Origin of the sequence: Aquitalea magnusonii (assembly GCF_002217795.2) — a bacterium.
GTDB classification, from domain to species: Bacteria; Pseudomonadota; Gammaproteobacteria; order Burkholderiales; family Chromobacteriaceae; genus Aquitalea; species Aquitalea magnusonii_B.
Genome location: NZ_AP018823.1, coordinates 4004527 through 4021174, shown reverse-complemented (window position 1 = coordinate 4021174; position 16648 = coordinate 4004527). Strand labels below are relative to the sequence as shown.

General features: G+C 58.9%; 17 protein-coding genes and 1 pseudogene. 10 read left to right on the top strand and 8 right to left on the bottom strand.

All coding sequences use genetic code 11. The features are described from left to right. Positions 1 to 1011, top strand: coding sequence for a type I glyceraldehyde-3-phosphate dehydrogenase (gap, locus tag DLM_RS18840; RefSeq protein ID WP_089082575.1), 1011 nt, complete (start codon positions 1 to 3; stop codon positions 1009 to 1011). 288 nt (positions 1012 to 1299) lie between these two features. On the opposite strand, the gene DLM_RS18835 is transcribed toward gap, so the two are convergent. Beyond that, complete coding sequence (locus DLM_RS18835; protein WP_089082576.1) at positions 1300 to 1743, bottom strand: Lrp/AsnC family transcriptional regulator; 444 nt, start codon at positions 1741 to 1743, stop codon at positions 1300 to 1302. Between the two features lie 451 nt (positions 1744 to 2194). Between DLM_RS18835 and phoB the strand changes: the two genes are divergently transcribed. The 4 genes from phoB (at position 2195) to tal (ending at position 5880) form a co-directional block, all read left to right on the top strand. Then, positions 2195 to 2884: a phosphate regulon transcriptional regulator PhoB gene (gene phoB, locus DLM_RS18830; RefSeq protein ID WP_089082577.1), complete on the top strand. Its 690-nt coding sequence runs from the start codon at positions 2195 to 2197 to the stop codon at positions 2882 to 2884. A 7-nt stretch (positions 2885 to 2891) separates the two neighbouring features. After that, positions 2892 to 4214, top strand: coding sequence for a phosphate regulon sensor histidine kinase PhoR (phoR, locus tag DLM_RS18825; protein ID WP_089082578.1), 1323 nt, complete (start codon positions 2892 to 2894; stop codon positions 4212 to 4214). Positions 4215 to 4299: 85 nt separating this feature from the next. Then, a complete protein-coding gene (locus tag DLM_RS18820; protein ID WP_089082579.1) occupies positions 4300 to 4611 on the top strand; it encodes a Dabb family protein in 312 nt (103 codons plus the stop codon). Positions 4612 to 4818: 207 nt separating this feature from the next. Further along, positions 4819 to 5880, top strand: a complete 1062-nt coding sequence (gene tal / locus DLM_RS18815) for a transaldolase (RefSeq protein ID WP_089082580.1) — start codon at positions 4819 to 4821, stop codon at positions 5878 to 5880. 71 nt (positions 5881 to 5951) lie between these two features. Here tal and DLM_RS18810 read toward each other — a convergent pair whose 3' ends face one another. Beyond that, positions 5952 to 6482: a hemerythrin domain-containing protein gene (locus DLM_RS18810; RefSeq protein ID WP_089082630.1), complete on the bottom strand. Its 531-nt coding sequence runs from the start codon at positions 6480 to 6482 to the stop codon at positions 5952 to 5954. A 196-nt stretch (positions 6483 to 6678) separates the two neighbouring features. On the opposite strand from DLM_RS18810, the pseudogene DLM_RS23770 reads away from it, so the two are divergent. Then, positions 6679 to 7065: pseudogene (locus DLM_RS23770) on the top strand (GNAT family N-acetyltransferase); the annotation flags it as partial. A 57-nt stretch (positions 7066 to 7122) separates the two neighbouring features. Continuing rightward, positions 7123 to 7698: a 1,6-anhydro-N-acetylmuramyl-L-alanine amidase AmpD gene (ampD, locus tag DLM_RS23765; RefSeq protein ID WP_231960279.1), complete on the top strand. Its 576-nt coding sequence runs from the start codon at positions 7123 to 7125 to the stop codon at positions 7696 to 7698. Between the two features lie 246 nt (positions 7699 to 7944). Here ampD and kup read toward each other — a convergent pair whose 3' ends face one another. After that, positions 7945 to 9810, bottom strand: a complete 1866-nt coding sequence (gene kup, locus DLM_RS18800; protein ID WP_089082631.1) for a low affinity potassium transporter Kup — start codon at positions 9808 to 9810, stop codon at positions 7945 to 7947. 299 nt (positions 9811 to 10109) lie between these two features. Between kup and DLM_RS18795 the strand changes: the two genes are divergently transcribed. From DLM_RS18795 to DLM_RS18785, 3 genes are read left to right on the top strand one after another with little or no spacing between them, the layout of a single operon-like run. After that, positions 10110 to 11816, top strand: a complete 1707-nt coding sequence (locus DLM_RS18795; protein WP_089082582.1) for a proline--tRNA ligase — start codon at positions 10110 to 10112, stop codon at positions 11814 to 11816. Continuing rightward, complete coding sequence (locus DLM_RS18790) at positions 11816 to 12454, top strand: lytic transglycosylase domain-containing protein (protein ID WP_089082583.1); 639 nt, start codon at positions 11816 to 11818, stop codon at positions 12452 to 12454. The genes DLM_RS18795 and DLM_RS18790 overlap by 1 nt, the downstream gene beginning before the upstream one ends. A gap of 54 nt (positions 12455 to 12508) precedes the next feature. Continuing rightward, on the top strand, positions 12509 to 13816 hold the full coding sequence (locus tag DLM_RS18785; protein ID WP_089082584.1) for an Nramp family divalent metal transporter: 1308 nt from the start codon (positions 12509 to 12511) through the stop codon (positions 13814 to 13816). Positions 13817 to 13870: 54 nt separating this feature from the next. On the opposite strand, the gene DLM_RS18780 is transcribed toward DLM_RS18785, so the two are convergent. The 5 genes from DLM_RS18780 to DLM_RS18760 all read right to left on the bottom strand — a co-directional run bounded on the left by DLM_RS18780 (position 13871) and on the right by DLM_RS18760 (position 16498). Beyond that, the gene (locus tag DLM_RS18780) at positions 13871 to 14368 is read right to left on the bottom strand and encodes a MarR family winged helix-turn-helix transcriptional regulator (RefSeq protein WP_089082585.1); all 498 of its coding nucleotides are present in this window, start codon (positions 14366 to 14368) and stop codon (positions 13871 to 13873) included. Positions 14369 to 14605: 237 nt separating this feature from the next. Beyond that, a complete protein-coding gene (locus tag DLM_RS18775; protein ID WP_089082586.1) occupies positions 14606 to 15145 on the bottom strand; it encodes an RDD family protein in 540 nt (179 codons plus the stop codon). A gap of 21 nt (positions 15146 to 15166) precedes the next feature. Next, complete coding sequence (locus DLM_RS18770; protein ID WP_089082587.1) at positions 15167 to 15556, bottom strand: DUF3106 domain-containing protein; 390 nt, start codon at positions 15554 to 15556, stop codon at positions 15167 to 15169. Further along, positions 15549 to 15935 carry a DUF3619 family protein gene (locus DLM_RS18765; protein ID WP_089082588.1) on the bottom strand — a complete coding sequence of 129 codons (387 nt, stop codon included), beginning with the start codon at positions 15933 to 15935 and terminating at the stop codon, positions 15549 to 15551. The genes DLM_RS18770 and DLM_RS18765 overlap by 8 nt, the downstream gene beginning before the upstream one ends. Next, the gene (locus DLM_RS18760) at positions 15932 to 16498 is read right to left on the bottom strand and encodes an RNA polymerase sigma factor (RefSeq protein ID WP_089082589.1); all 567 of its coding nucleotides are present in this window, start codon (positions 16496 to 16498) and stop codon (positions 15932 to 15934) included. Before DLM_RS18760 ends, DLM_RS18765 begins: the two co-directional genes overlap by 4 nt. Between the last annotated feature and the right edge of the window lie 150 nt (positions 16499 to 16648).

The window sequence follows — 16648 nt, the reverse complement described above, 5'->3', positions numbered from 1 at the left end:
ATGACGTTGAAAGTTGCCATTAATGGTTACGGTCGTATTGGCCGCATGGTGGTCCGCGCCTGGCAGGAGCGTTTTGCTGACCGCGATATCGAAATCGTGGCCATCAATGACCTGGGCAAGCCGGAACTGCACGAACACCTCACCCGCTTTGACAGCGTACATGGCCCGTTTGGCGGCACCATTGCACTGGAAGGCGATGCCCTGGTGGTGAACGGCAAGCCGATCAAGCTGCTCTCCATCCGTAACCCGGCCGAGCTGCCCTGGAAAGAACTGGGCGTGGATGTGGTACTGGAATGTACCGGCATCTTCACCAAACGTGAAAAAGCGGCGCTGCACCTGGAAGCCGGTGCCAAGCGCGTGCTGATTTCCGCGCCGGCTAACGATGCCGACGCTACCGTGGTATTCGGCGTCAACGATGACGTGCTGACCAGCGCCATGACCGTGGTGTCCAATGCGTCTTGCACCACCAACTGCCTGGCTCCGCTGGTACAGCCGCTGATCGATACCATTGGTATTGAGCGTGGCCTGATGACCACCATCCATGCCTACACCAACGATCAGGTGCTGCTGGATACCGATCACTCCGACTTGCGCCGTGCCCGTTCTGCCGCCGTGTCCATGATCCCGACCAAGACCGGCGCTGCCGCTGCAGTGGGCCTGGTACTGCCCAAGCTGAAGGGCAAGCTGGATGGCTTTGCCGTGCGTGTTCCGGTGAGCAATGTCTCGCTGGTGGACCTGACCTTCACTTCCTCCCGTGACACTACGGTGGAAGAAGTCAACGAGCTGATCAGCAGCGCTGCCAAGGGCAAGCTGGCCGGTGTGCTGGCCGTCAACACCCTGCCGCTGGTATCGCGTGACTTCCTGCACCACCCGGCTTCCAGCGTGTTTGATTCCACGCTGACCCGTGTGATTGCCGGTCGCGAAGTCAAAGTGCTGTCCTGGTACGACAACGAGTGGGGCTTTGCCAACCGCATGTTGGATACCTCGCTGGCCTGGGTTGCCGCCAAGTAATTCAACTTATCCGTTCTCCCTGGCAGCGTCAGAACTGTTGGGGAGAAGCCGGTGCAGTACACCCGGCTGTCATTGGTCAGAAGATGGCGGCCTGGGTGCTTCGTTCGTAGATGTGCTTCTATATGGTCTCTCCCAAGAGCTTGGCCGAAGAATCGATGATTCTTCGGCCATTTTTTTGCCCGCGCTTACGTATTGCCTGATGTCTACCCCTCGGGAGGCAATGGCCGTCATCCTGATGACGGTGCTGCCAGCACATCGCCATGGCCGGGCGATGGGCGCTAGCCGTGTTCAGTCATCCGCCAACAGTTGGGGCATGCGTGGCGGTACCGGCATGTCGATGATGATGGAGGTCTTGGTATCGCCAAACTGCATCAACTGGGCAATCAGGGTTTGCAGGCTGGGCATGGTATCGACCGCCACTTTCATCATCAGGCCGCTGGTGCCGGTGATGGATGCACACTCCAGTACCTGCGGCATGTTACGGATGCGCTCCAGCACCACGTAGTAGTCCAGGTGTTTGACGGTCAGCTCTATCATGCACAGGATGGGCAGTCCGGCCTTGGTCGGATCGATCTGGGCATGGTAGCCGGTTATCACGCCTGTTCTTTCCAGTTTTTCGATACGATCGGCAATGGCCGGGGCCGACAGGTTGACCCGCCGCGCCAGTTCGGCATAACTGATACGGGCATTTTCGTGCAGGCTGCTGAGGATTTTTTTGTCGAATTTATCCATGTTTCGAATCAAAGGTTTCTTGGCATGAAAAAGCCATTTTACAAGGCATGAGTACGAAAAATCCCATATTTCCACATTAAATTATTGTCACTTGCTCCGTACAATGCCGCCTTATCGGAGCTGTTGCGGCACTGTCCCGCTGTAATGGCTCCAGTCTGGATTCGTTGCTGATGGGTGCATGTCCCTGTACCTGTTTGAAACTGTCCTGGTGATCTCTTTGTCCCTGGTCTCAAGTCAGACGAAAAAATTTTTGACGAAGGCCATTCCGGGTCTGCCAATGCGGCAGGCCCGTTTTTTTTGTCAGTAGGCTGCTCATGGCGTGGCAAGATGATGTCTTGCTGCCCTGGATGACAAGCATTGCAGAAGTTTTGCCAACAATTTAAGAAATGTCATATTTCTGTAATCGCTGCTTTTTATCCTTGCCATCATCAAACCGGGACTGGACCGATACATGGCTGCCAATATTTTGCTTGTCGAAGACGAACCTGCAATTCAGGAACTGATCGCCTTTAACCTTACCCAGGCAGGACACCACGTGCTGCGTGCCAGTACCGCCGAGGCCGCACTGACCCTGGTGCGTAATGCGCTGCCCGATCTGGTGCTGCTGGACTGGATGCTGCCGGGCGCTTCCGGGGTGGATATTGCCAAGCGCCTGCGCTCGGATGAGCGCACCAAGCATATTCCCATCATCATGCTGACGGCGCGTTCGGACGAGCAGGACAAGATTACCGGACTGGAGTCAGGTGCGGACGATTACATCACCAAGCCGTTTTCGCCGCGCGAACTGTTGGCCCGCATCAAGGCGGTGTTGCGCCGCCGCGCACCGCAAATGACCGATGATGCGGTGGAAGTACAGGGCTTGCGGCTGGACCCCATCACCCATCGTGTCAGCGGCAATGGTGATACCATCGACCTTGGCCCCACCGAATTCCGTCTGCTGCACTTTTTCATGACCCATCCGGAACGGGTGCATTCGCGCTCACAATTGCTTGATCAGGTGTGGGGCGACCATGTCTTTGTGGAGGAGCGTACGGTGGATGTGCATATCCGTCGCCTGCGCAGTTCGCTGGAGACCACCGGGCATGATGCGTTGATTCAGACCGTGCGTGGTACCGGTTATCGTTTTTCCACTCAGCAGTGAGGTTGTCTTGCGAGAATTCCTGCAGCGTACTCTGGCATGGCTGTTTGTCATCCTCTTCATTGGTCTGGCCTTCTGGGCGTTTACCGGACCGATCGAAGGCCTGATCGCTGCCTGCATCGCCCTGCTGGCCTGGCTGGGGTTTCATCTGTACCACATTGCCCTGCTGCTGCGCTGGCTGGATCACCCCACAGCAGAGCGGGTGCCAGATGGTTTTGGTGCCTGGCATACCGTATTCATGACGCTGTACCGTACCATGCGCACCCAGATGCAAAGCAAGCGCAAACTCACCAATGTGCTGGAGCGCTTCATCAATGCCGGGGAAGCCATGCCGGACGGGGTGGTGGTACTGGACGAGCATGACCGCATCGAGTGGATCAACCCGATGGCGATGGAGCATCTGAACCTGGACCGCAAGCAGGATGTGGGCAATCAGATCCTCAACCTCATCCGCCAGCCCAGTTTTCACGCCTATATGAAAAGTGCCAGCTTCAGCCAGCCGCTGGTGCTGCAGTTTACCCAGCCGCGCGAACTGGTGATTTCGGTGCAACTGGTACCGTTTGACTCTACCCGCAAGCTGTTGCTCAGCCGCGATATCACCTCGCTGGAGCGGGTACAGACCGTGCATCGCGATTTTGTCGCCAATGTGTCGCACGAATTGCGCACCCCCTTGACCGTCGTCGGCGGCTTTCTGGAAACCCTGTCCGATATGGGCGAGGTGGATCAGGCCACGCTCAGCCATTTCCTGCCCATGATGATGGAGCAGTCACGCCGCATGCAGAGCCTGGTGGAGGATCTGCTGACCCTGTCGCGGCTGGAAAACAGCCCCAAGGCAGTGGCTGCCGAGAAGGTCAATATGCAGGAAATGCTGGATACCCTGATGGTGGAGGCTGAAGGCTTGTCGCAGGGCCGCCATCATGTCCGGCTGGAAAAAGGCTGCAATCAATGGCTGTGGGGCAGTGCGCAGGAGTTGCATTCGGCCTTTGGTAATCTGGTGTCCAATGCCGTGCGCTATACCCCGGAAGGGGGCGATATCACCCTGTCGTGGAAGGCGGATGGCGAGAAATTGTGTTTTTCCGTCAAGGACAGTGGTATCGGCATCCCGCGCGAGCATATCCCGCGGCTGACCGAACGTTTTTACCGGGTAGACCGTGGCCGTTCGCGTGGCAATGGCGGTACCGGGCTGGGCCTTGCCATCGTCAAGCATGTGATTGCCCGCCACAATGCCAGGCTGGAAATCCGCAGTGAGCCGGACAAGGGCAGTACGTTCAGTGTGATTTTCCAAAGCGAGCGCGCCGCCGAGCCGGAAACGCAAGCGGGAACGCATGCCTGAGGCTGGCTGACTGCGTGCTTGCACCCGTGGGCAGCGTCCGGTGGTGGTCGCATAAGCAGTGGCGGAATGGAATCCGCGAGTAGCCATGTTGCAACATAGTGTGTTGATCCGTTTTCTGCCTGCCGCCACGGCGGAGGATATTGCCCGCATCAGCCAGCATCTTGCCAGTCTGTCCCGGCAGATCCCCGACATCCTGACGCTGGGCGGCGGCCCGGATGTCAGCCCGGATGTCAGCCCGGAAGGATTGCAACACGGCTTTACCCATGGCTGGCTGGTGCAGTTTGTCGATGCTGCCGCCCGTGATGCTTATCTGATCCACCCGGCTTACCAAGCCTGCGTCGCCACGCTAAAACCGTTTGTTGATGACGTTTTAGTTTGTGATTTCGCTGTAAATTAACAGCATATCGCTGCAATCTGCACTTGGCCTGCACGCACAGTCGCGCTAGGATGTTCTTCTTTACCGCCGCGCACAAAAACAGCCACTGCCTTGCGCTTGCTGCTGCTACCCCTGTACTGTCAGCGATGGCACGCCTTGCTTCAGGAATGTCATGCTGTTTTGTGAGCCGCTCTTAATGCGCCAACTTTCCCGACTCCGGATCACATCATGAATCGTCTGCAATCCATCCGCCCGTTTGGCCAGCGTATCTGGCTGGATAATCTGTCCCGTGAGCTGCTGGCTTCGGGTGAACTGGCCCGCCTGCTGCAGGAAGACGGCATTGCCGGTGTTACCTCCAATCCGGCCATCTTTTACAAGGCCATCAGCACCGATGCCAGCTACCAGGCTGATCTGGCCCGTTTGCAGGCCGATGCCGGCCTGAGCGCCGAGCAGCGCTACGAAGCGCTGGTGGTGCCGGATATTCAGGCTGCCTGCGATCTGCTGCAGGAACAATACCGCAGCAGCGCCGGCAATGATGGCTATGTCAGCCTGGAAGTATCGCCTGCGCTGTCGCACGATGAGGCTGGCACCCTGGCAGCGGCACGCCGCCTGTGGGCCGAGATCGACCGCCCCAATGCCATGATCAAGATCCCTGCTACCGCAGAAGGCATACGCGCATTCCAGACGCTGACTGCCGAAGGCATCAACGTCAACATCACCCTGCTGTTCAGCCTGCCGCAAGTTGAAGCCGTATGGGATGCCTATATCGACGGCCTGAGCGCACGCCTGGCTGCGGGCAAGCCGGTGACCGGCATCAAGGCCGTGGCCAGCTTCTTCCTGTCGCGCGTGGACAGCCTCTTGGATGCGCAACTGCCTGCCCGCTTGCAGGGCAAGACTGCCATTGCGCTGTCCAAGGTGGCCTATGCCCGCTATCAGCAGCGTTTCCATGGCAGTGAGTTTGCCGCGCTGAAGGCGGCGGGTGCCTGGCCGCAATTCCTGCTGTGGGCGTCCACCGGTACCAAGAACGCCGCTTACTCCGACGTACTGTATGTGGAAAGCCTCATTGGCGATGAAACCGTGAATACGGTACCGGATGCCACGCTGGCAGCCTTCCGCGATCATGGCGTCGCCGCGCTGACCCTGCCGCAAGATGCGCAGCAGGCCCAGATCACCCTGCTGGATGTGGCCGAGGCTGATATCGACCTGGTGGCGGTGGGTGACAAGCTGCAACAGGATGGCCTCAAGCTGTTTGAAGATGCTTTTGCTGCCTTGTTGAAGCTGACTGCCTGAAGCTGATGTATTGAAAGCAAAAAAAGGATGCCCGGTGGCATCCTTTTCTGTTTTACGACACCGGCTGGTGTTCAGCAGGCTTGCTGACGGCGCTGGGCCATGCGTAAGCCTGCGTTGCGCAGTTCCTCTGCGTTCAGTGTGGCGGCGGCAGTGGGAATCAGCCATGCCTCTTCCGACGCCGCATGTTCGCGGTATTGACGTACAAATTCGGCGACCGCATTTTCGCTGATGCTGTCCAGCTCGCCATTGCGCAGGGCGCGCAGATCGTCGCGGATGGCATTCCAGCACGAGTGCAGGTAGCCGTGTTCGGCTTCCAATTGCTCGATACGTGGCGCCGCGGTGGGGACGCGTTCCAGCAGGATGGGAAACAGCTCCTCTTCCTCGTCGATGTGGTGGGCTGGGCCGGCGACATCAAAGTAACGGATCACACCGTCGATGGTGTTCTTTACCGCATCATTGACGCCATGCTCGCTGATATAGCCGGGCAGTTTATCCAGTTGGTCACAGAAGCGGCGTATTTTGTCGTGGCAGGCCAGCAGCATGTCCAGCGGTTGTTCAAAACTGGCGCTGCCAGTGTTGCCGATATCATTCAGGGTAAGCATGGTGGGGGCCTCAAGCTGGGTGAATGTGTCGAGTGTGCCGTGCTGCATTGCAAAAAACCATGATTCTGCTCAAATGCGCAGCACTGAATGGGCGCTTGGCTGCGAGGCTGGCACAATAGCGTATTGTGCGCCTTGCCACCGTATGCAGGAAGCAGGCATCACGCAATTGTGGCAATCCGCAAGCTGAAAGGTGGAAATGGATATTCCCTTTGTCGTCAAGGATATAGCACTGCAGGAGCCGGCACTGGCGCAAGCCGCGCTGCGTATCCAGCTACTGGCCCATCAAGTGGAAGTACAGTGGCTGAACTATCCGGCATTGCCACTGATGTGGCGTGATGTGGGCCAGGTGATGGCGTGCCGGGAGCGCGTGATTGGCGCGTTTGAGGGCGAGGAACTGCGCGGGGTGCTGGTGGCAAGCCAGCGTCAGCAAGGTGGCTGGCATATTGAGCGCACCGTGGTGGATCCGGCCCATTTCACGGCGGGCTGGGGTTATCGCCTGCTTAACCATCTGCTGGCGGATGCCGATGAGGTCAGCGTGGATACCGCAGAAGTCAATGCGGCGGCGGTGGCGCTGTATCACAAAGCCGGTTTTGTGCTGGAGCAGCGCTGGAGTGTGCCGGATGGCTTGGTGCTGTGGCGCATGTTGTACCGGGCTGGCCGTTTGCAGCCGGTGCTGCATCTGGAAGCCAGTGGCTGGGTAAGGGAGGCCAGGCAGATACCATCGCCCAATTGTGATGCCCGTGAGCAGGGACAGCCCGAACTGCTGGTCATTCACAATATCAGTCTGCCGCCGTATCGCTATGGCAGCCACGCGGTGGAGCAACTCTTTACCAATACGCTGAATCCGGATGAAGACCCGTTTTTTGCCAGCATCAAGCAATTGCGGGTGTCATCGCATTTCTTTATCCGGCGCAGTGGCCAGTTAGTGCAGTTTGTCCCGGTACAAGCCCGCGCTTGGCATGCTGGGGTCTCCAGTTGGCAGGGGCGGGAGCGCTGCAATGATTTTTCCATCGGTGTCGAGATGGAGGGCTGCGACTTTGAGCCCTTTGCCGATGCCCAGTACCAGATGTTGCTGGCACTGGTACGCGAGTTGCAGCAGCACCTGCCATTGCAGGCCATCACCGGGCACGAACACATTGCCCCCGGACGCAAGACAGATCCGGGGCCGTACTTTGACTGGGCGCGGCTGAGGCGGGAAATCGACCTGCCGATGTAGTAATGACACTACATAGTAAAATTTCATCCATTTTGCATCATTTGGCCGGCATTCATCTGCCGGCCTTTTTTGTTGCTGGCAGGCCTGTGGCGGCAGGAAATTCTGGAAAATTAATAGCTAATGCATTGAAATAAAAGCGTAAGTTTGAATATTGAAAGCAGTTTGTAATCGATTACATTGCCTGATTTTACGCGGGCAAATAAAAAAGGCAGGCGAAAATGCCTGCCTTTTGATGTAGTTGCTTGACTACAGCTCGACCTGGGCGCCCAGTTCCACCACGCGGTTGGTGGGAATCTGGAAGAAGTCGGTGGCACGCAGCGCGTTCTTGCTCATCCACACAAACAGGCGTTCACGCCAGCGTGCCATGCCGGGACGCTCGGTGGAAATAATGGTTTCGCGCGACAGGAAGAAGGACGTATCCATCAGTTCGAAAGCCAGTTTTTCGGCTTCGCACAGGGCAAGCACATTCAGCACGCTCGGGTCTTCCTTGAAACCGTAGCGGGCCACCACACGCCAGAATGACGGCGATAACTGCACCACTTCCAGGCGCGATTCGTCACTGATGTAGGGTACATCCTCGGTGCGAATGGTCATCAGCACGATGCGCTCATGCAGAACCTTGTTGTGTTTCAGGTTATGCAGCAATGCATGTGGCACACCATGCAGGGTGCTGGTCAGGAATACTGCTGTGCCCTGAACCCGTGTTGGCGGATAGGACTCCAGATTCTCAATGAAACTGTCCAGCGGCAGCGCCTGCTCGCGCAGCCGGTCGAACAGCAGCTTGCGGCCCTGTTTCCAGGTGGTCATCAGCATGAAGATGACCATGCCCAGCACCAGTGGCAGCCAGCCACCGGAGAACAGCTTGAGCAGGTTGGCACTGAAGAAGGCGGTATCGATGATGCCGAAGAAAATGGTGATGCCCAGTGCCAGCGGCAGCGGCCAGCGCCAGTTGACACGGGCCACCACAAAGAACAGCAAGGTGGTGATCAGCATGGTGCCGGTAACGGCAATGCCGTAAGCCGAGGCCAGATTATCCGAGCTCTTGAAAATCACCACCACCACCAGCACGGCCACCAGCAAGGCCCAGTTGACGAAGGGCAGATAGATCTGGCCGATTTCGTTTTCCGAGGTGTGGGAAATTTCCATGCGCGGGCTATAGCCCAACTGGATGGCCTGGCGGGTGAGCGAATAGGCACCGGAAATCACCGCTTGCGAGGCAATCACGGTCGCCAGCGTGGCCAGGATGATCAGCGGCAGCAGCGCCCATTGCGGTGCCAGCAGGAAGAAGGGGTTCTTGATGGTTTCCGGCTTGAGCATCAGCAATGCGCCCTGGCCAAAGTAATTGAGCACCAGTGCAGGCAGTACCAGGCCATACCAGGCCCGACGGATCGGTGCCTTGCCGAAGTGTCCCATATCCGCATACAGCGCCTCTGCGCCGGTCAGTGCCAGCACCACCGAGCCCAGCGTCAGATAGGCCCCAATGCCGTGGTGAACGACAAAGTTGTAGGCATACCAGGGATTGACGGCGGCCAGGATGCCCGGAGCCTGGACGATCTGCAGGATACCCAGCAAACCAAGGATGGAGAACCAGGCCAGCATCACCGGGCCAAACAGCATGCCCACGCTGGCCGTGCCAAAGCGTTGCAGGGCGAACAGGCCGACCAGCACGGTGATGGCAATGGGCATCACATAAGGCTGCATGCTGGGGCTAAGCACCTCCAGCCCTTCTGCCGCCGACAGTACCGACATGGCGGGGGTGATGATGGCATCGCCATAAAACAGGGAGGCACCAAACAGCCCCAGCAACACTACCTTCCAGCGCGCCGAATGGGTGACGTAATGACGGGCCAGCGCCATCAGCGCCATGATGCCGCCTTCGCCGTGGTTGTCGGCGCGCAGCACGAACACCACGTACTTGATGGAGACCACGAAGATCAGCGACCAGAAGATCAGCGACAGGATGCCGAAGATGTTGTCAGGCGTGGTGGCCATGCCATGGCCGGTAAAGCATTCGCGCAAGGTGTACAGCGGGCTGGTACCGATATCCCCATACACCACGCCCAGCGCAGCCAGCGTCAGGCCGGTCATGGCTTGTTTATTGTGAGCCTGCATGATTTGTGTGTGCATTCTTTATGTAGTTAAGCATGCATGCCATTCGTCTTCCGTGATTGTTGCGGCGCAAGAAAACGGAATGGCCTGTGAGCGCGAAGGTTACTACTGTGTCAGTACAGCGCCAAGCTAATGCTGTACTGCCAGGCATTTTCCATCTGGCGCTGTCGGGGGAAAGCGACAAAGTGACGCTGGCAGCGCTTGCGCACTCCGCTGGCATGAGGCTGCCGACAGGATGCTTTCCCGTCACCCGTGCAAAACGCTACAATCAACCCTATTTAGCCGAATACCAAGGACGCATCATGCGCGCATCGCAGTTTTTCATTTCCACCCTGAAAGAAGCCCCCGCCGACGCCGACATCACCAGCCAGAAGCTGATGATTCGTGCCGGCTTCATCCGCAAGGTTGCTGCCGGTATCTATTCCTGGATGCCGATGGGCCTGCGCGTGGTGCGCAAGGTGGAAAACATCGTGCGCGAAGAAATGAACCGTGCCGGTGCCATCGAAGTCTCGCTGCCGGTGGTGCAGCCGGCCGGCCTGTGGCAGGAGTCGGGCCGCTGGGACACCATGGGCGAGGAAATGCTGCGCTTCCAGGACCGTCACGAACGTGACTTTGCGCTGCAGCCTACTGCCGAAGAAGTGATTACCGACATCGCCCGCAGCGAGCTGCGCAGCTATCGCGCCTTGCCGAAAAACTTCTACCAGATCCAGACCAAGTTCCGCGACGAGCGCCGCCCGCGCTTTGGCGTGATGCGTGGCCGCGAGTTCACCATGAAGGACGCCTACTCCTTCGACCGCAGCGCCGAAGCTGCCGGGGTGAGTTACGACAATATGTATGCCGCCTACTGCCGTATTTTTGACCGTCTGGGCCTGACTTACCGCGCCGTGGCTGCCGACACCGGTGCCATCGGCGGTGACCGCTCGCACGAATTCCAGGTGATTGCCGATACCGGTGAAGATGCCATCATCTACTGCCCGGATTCCGACTACGCCGCCAATATCGAACTGGCCGAAGCCGTTGCGCCCGCCGGCGAACGCCCGGCCGCCAGCGCCGCGCTGACCAAGGTCCACACCCCCAAGGTCAAGACCATTGCCGAGCTGGTGGATTTCCTGTCCATCGACATCAAGAGCACCGTCAAGGCGCTGGTGGTGGAAGGCAGCGAAGGTGAGGCTGTGCTGATGCTGGTGCGTGGTGATCACGAACTGAATGAAGTGAAGGCGGAAAAAGTGGCCGGCATCAAGAAGCCGCTGACCATGGCTTCACCGGCCATCATCCGTGAGGCTTTTGGAGCCAATCCGGGTTCGCTGGGCCCGGTGGGCTTCAAGGGCCGCATCATTGCCGACCGTACCGTGGCCAAGATGGCCGACTTTGTCATCGGTGCCAACGAGGACGACCAGCACTACACCGGTGCCAACTTCGGCCGTGACTGTGCCGAGCCGGAAGTGGCCGACATCCGCAACGTGGTGGCAGGCGACCCCAGCCCGGACGGCAAGGGCGTGCTGGCCATCCAGCGCGGCATCGAAGTGGGCCATGTGTTCTATCTGGGCACCAAGTACTCTGCGGCGATGAATGCCACCTTCCTGGACGAAGACGGCAAACCCAAACCGTTTGAAATGGGCTGCTACGGCATCGGCGTCACCCGTATCCTGGGTGCCGCCATCGAGCAGAACCACGACGACAAGGGCATGATCTGGCCGGACAATATCGCCCCGTTTGCCGTGGTCATCTGCCCGGTCGGCTACGATCGTTCCGCCGAAGTGAAAGCCGCTGCCGACAGCCTGTACGCCGGTCTGCTGGCCAAGGGCGTGGACGTGATTCTTGACGACCGTGGCGAACGGCCGGGTGCCATGTTTGCCGACTGGGAACTGATCGGCGCGCCGCATCGCGTCACCATTGGCGACCGTGGCCTGAAGGAAGGCAAGGTCGAATACCAGCAGCGTCGCGATGCTGCAGCAACGCCGGTTGCGGCAGATGCTATTCTGGAACATCTGCTCGCCAAACTGTCCTGATGAAAATCCTCCTGTCGCTGCTCGCCCTTACCACCATGCTGGCCTGTTCGCCAGCGTGGGCGGGTGCGCAGCGCGAGGAGGCGCTGTCTGCCAATGTGGCGTCAGCCATGAGCCGCACCATTGCCGATGTCAATGCGCCGCGCCTGGTATTCGATACGCCGCAAGAGGGGCAGGCCTGGCTGGCTGAAATGTCGCGCCGCCTGCAAAAGCGTATTCCCGATAGCTGGATGCGTGAGCGACTGTTGACGGCCATCCAGTACGAGGCCACCCGCGCCGGGCTGGACCCGCAAATGGTGCTGGGCCTGATCCAGGTGGAAAGCGGCTTTAACAAATACGCCATTTCCCCTGCCGGTGCCCGTGGCCTGATGCAGGTGATGCCCTTCTGGGTAAGGCAAATCGGCAACCCGCAGCACAATCTGTTCGAACTCACGCTCAATCTGCGCTATGGCTGCACCATCCTGCGCCATTATCTGGACATGGAGCGTGGCAATCTTTATCGCGCACTGGGCCGTTACAACGGCAGCCTGGGTCGGCCGGAATATCCCAATCTGGTGATTGGCGCCTGGAAAAAACAATGGTCCTGGACTGCGCCAGTACCAGTCAAAGTAGCTGGTAGTAACCTGCCTTTAGGTCAGTAGACTTTGCACGCAAATAGCGTGCATTTTTCTTTCCTCTTCGCTTGAGGATGTTGCATGTTTTCCCTTCCCCGCACGGCAACCGCTCCGTTTTGTCCCGCTGAAGTACAAGGCAGCATCCGCATTGATGGCCGCGCGCCCTGGTGGCAGCGGCTGCGCCGTTTTGCCGGCCCCGGTCTGCTGGTGGCTGTTGGCTATATGGACCCCGGCAACTGGGCTACCGATATCGAGGCCGGTTCCCGCTTTGGCTACGGCCTGCTGTGGATTGTGGCGCTGTCCAGCCTGGTTGCCATGGTGTTGCAGTTGATGGCTGCCCGCCTTGGCCTGGTAACAGGCTTGGATCTGGCGCAGGCCAGCCGCAATCATTTCGGTCCATATGGCCGGATTATTCAGTGGTTGAGTGCGGAATTATCCATTATTGCCTGCGATGTGGCCGAGGTACTGGGCTGCGCACTGGCATTCAAGCTGCTGTTTGGCGTGCCATTGGCCTGGGGGGTGGTGCTGACGGCGTTTGATACCGTCATCGTGCTGGGCATGAAGGGCAAGGGCTTCCGGCAGATCGAGGCGGTGGTGCTGGGGCTGATCGCCACCATTGCCCTGTGTTTTGCCATCCAGGTGTTCATGGTGGGGCCGGACTGGCAGGCGGTGGCGCGCGGCCTGCTGCCATCCAATCCCGGTGGGGATCTGCACCAGGCGGTGGTGCTGGGGCTGGGTATCGTCGGGGCCACCATCATGCCGCACAACCTGTATCTGCATTCCTCGGTGGTGCAAACCCGCAAGGTGGAAAGCGGCAAACACAGCCTGCGCGATACCTTGACGCTGTGCCGGGTGGATACGGTGGTGTCGTTGCTGCTGGCCATGCTGGTGAATGGGGCCATTCTGGTGCTGGCTGGTACTGCCTTTCATGCGGTAGGACAGCCGGTGGTGGACGATATCGAACAGGCTTACCGCTTGATTACCCCGCTGGCCGGTGGTGCGGCGGCCTTGCTGTTTGGCCTGGCCTTGCTGGCATCGGGCCAAAGCTCCACCCTGACTGGCACAGTGGCAGGACAGGTGATCATGGATGGATTCTTGCAGATCCGCATTCCCTGCTATCAGCGCCGGTTGATCACGCGCGGGCTGGCCCTGCTACCAGCGCTGCTGGGGGTGTTGCTGCTGGGCGAGGGCGCGGTGGGGCGCATGCTGGTGTGGAGTCAGGTGGTGCTCAGCCTGCAACTGCCGCTGGCGATGTGGCCCTTGCTGCGCATGACAGCCAGTCGGCAGTTGATGGGGGAGTTTGCCCTGTCACCGCTGATGCAGGTAGTGGGCTGGCTGCTGTTCGTGCTGATCTGCGGGGCCAATCTGTTATTGATCATTGGCCTGTAAACGGCAATAAAAAAGCCGCCATAAGGCGGCTTTTTTATTGCGTGGGCGTGCTGTTCAGTCTTCCTGCGTTTGCAGCAGCTTTTTCAGCAGGCCGGCCAGCTGGATTTTCTCGGCTTCATCCAGGTTTTCCATCAGTTCGGCCTCGGCAGCCAGATGGTTGACCACGGCTTCTTCAATCACGGCAAAGCCCTTGGCGCTCAGGGTGACAATCACGCCGCGGCGGTCTTCCGGGTCGGGTGAGCGGGTGACCAGACCGGCTTCTTCCAGGCGGTTGATGCGGTTGGTCAGCGCGCCGGAGGAAATCAGCACCATGCCCTGCAGCTGGTTGGGGGAGAGCTGATAGGGTTCGCCGCGACGACGCAGTGCAGCCAATACGTCGAATTCACCGACATTCAGGTTGTAACGGGCCAGATCCTGCAATACACGGCGGGTAATGAAATACTCCATCCGCACGATGCGACCTATGACCTGGGTGGAGGAGGGGTCCAGGTCGGGACGTACTTCATTCCAGAGGGCGACGATGCGGTCTATCTGATCGGGCTGTTGATGCATTCTGCGATTATCCAGGTAAGGGAGGGGCGTGGCTTTCCGTTCCGGGCGCAAAGCGTATCATGAGTTGTCGATGAAGTATCTTTTCATGAAGATATTTCCGGGTGGCCAAGGTTGGGCTGCATTCCGCAGGATCGGCGGCAAAGCCAGGCCTGGCGCGCCGATTAGCCCTGCCGAGGTATTCCGCGCAGCGATGAGTGGTCTGTTGGCAAACGGGGGACAGCCGTTGATCTGGCCGATTTATTGCCGGACTTTACCCTTGCCGGGGTGCGGCGCCTTGGGCAGTTCCACCTGGCGGGTACGCGCCAGCCTGTCGTGCAGAAACAAGCGGTCCTTGTCGTAGAACGCGGCCAGATAAGGCAGTGCGCACCAGGCCAGTGAAATCAGCAGCGCTTGCCTGCCATGCCCCAGATTGCGCGACCAGGCCAGATAGGAAATGGCTGGCATGCCGACAAACAGCAGCAGCCCCACGACATAACGAAAGCCTGCCTGACGCCAGTCAATCAGTTGATTGTCGTCCTGGCGGACCAGCTTTAGACGCCAGGCCTTCATGGCGACGGTCTGGCCGGATTTGACCCAACTGCTGCCAAAATAGCCGAACAGGCTGCCGGCCAGTGCCAGTTGCGTCAGCAGGTCCAGCAGCAGCGAACGGCCCAACCAGGCTTGCAGGCCGGTCATGACGGCAGAAACGGTGAGCAGCAGGGCAGCAATCAGCAGCAATTCGTAAAACTGGCTGCACAAACGGCGGCCAATGCTGGCCGCGGTAATGGATGAAGACATGAGATGCAGGATAGTTGGGGGTCAGCCGGAAGCCTGTGGCTTGAGCTGGACCTGTTTCAGGCGCTGGATGGCTTTTTCCCGGTCTGCCGGCGGCAAGCTTTGCAGCGTTTTCCAATTGTTGCGGATTTGCTGGCGTTGTTCCAGCGTCAGGTCAGACCAGATCTTCAGCTTGCTTTGCAGGCGTAATCTGCCGGCCGCATCCAGGCTGCGATATTCCGGCACGATGGCCAGCAGGGTTTTCTTCTTCTCCGGCGCATAGCGATCCCACTCGCCAGCCAGCGGAGCCATCACGGTCTGCTGCTCGGTATCCAGCTGGTCCCAGCGTGGATTGGTCAGTGGGCTGGCCGCTACCGGCAAGGCCAGCAGGCTGCCAAGCAGCAGCATGGGAAGAAGGCGGCGCAGCTTAGTCATGCATGTTCCCCGAGAAATGAGGGTCCATCAACACTTCCAGCGGCAGCTCATGCGACAAGATGGCTGCATCGACCGCTTCTTCTTCCACCAGCAGGCCTTCGGCCAGCCACACACCGGTGCCGGCCACCATGGCGAAACTCAGCGCCAGCATGCTGCGACGCACTGCCTGGGTATGACGCAGCACCCATAGCGCCAGTCGTTCGCCGTGGCCAACAGGTTGGCGGATGCGCTCGTCAAAACGGCTTAGCGCCTGTTCACGTGCCTGCTGCAGGCCAAGCAATACCGCGGGTGTCGGCTCCTGACCTGGCTGATCAAGCACGGTGGTCACGGTGCGGGTCAGTTTTTCTTCCGTGGCAAGTGCTTTGTTTGAGGATTTCATAGCACCACTCCTTTTTGCTGCAGGATGGCGGCCAGGGTATGGGTGGCGCGCGAGCAATGTGTCTTGACGCTGCCTTCCGAGCAGCCCATCACCCTTGCCGTCTCGGCAACGTCCAGTCCTTCCCAGTAACGCAGCAGAAAGGCTTCACGTTGACGATTGGGCAGCAGTTGTACTGCGCCATCGATCAGTTGGGCCACTTCCTTGCGGGCAAACCATTTTTCCGGATTGCTGCTGGCTTCGTCGGCCGCGATGTTGAGGGTTTCCAGCGGATCTGCCGTTTCGTCCTCTTCGCGGGTAGGCAGCAGCGAGGACAGCAAAGTGCCAAAGAAATTTCTCACCTTGCTGCGGCGGAAATGATCACGAATGGTGTTTTGCAGAATGCGCTGAAAAATGAGTGGCAATTCCGCCGCCGGTGCATGGGCATAGCGGTCTGCCAGTTTCATCATGGAGTCCTGCACGATATCCAGTGCGTTTTCATCGTTGCGCACGGCGTAGAGGGCTTGCTTGAAGGCGCGACGTTCCACCGACAGCAAAAAGTCGGCCATTTCCTTGCGGCTTGCCATGAGAGGGGTATTCGGGTTGATGCCAACGAGAGATAGTAGCAGAGCCCAGACGCCAAGACCACCCCGCGGATTTCCCTGTTTTTACCGTGGCTTAGCGCGTTTTTGCACCTGCACAAAAGCCTTGACCGCCATTTGAGGGATACGCTAAGG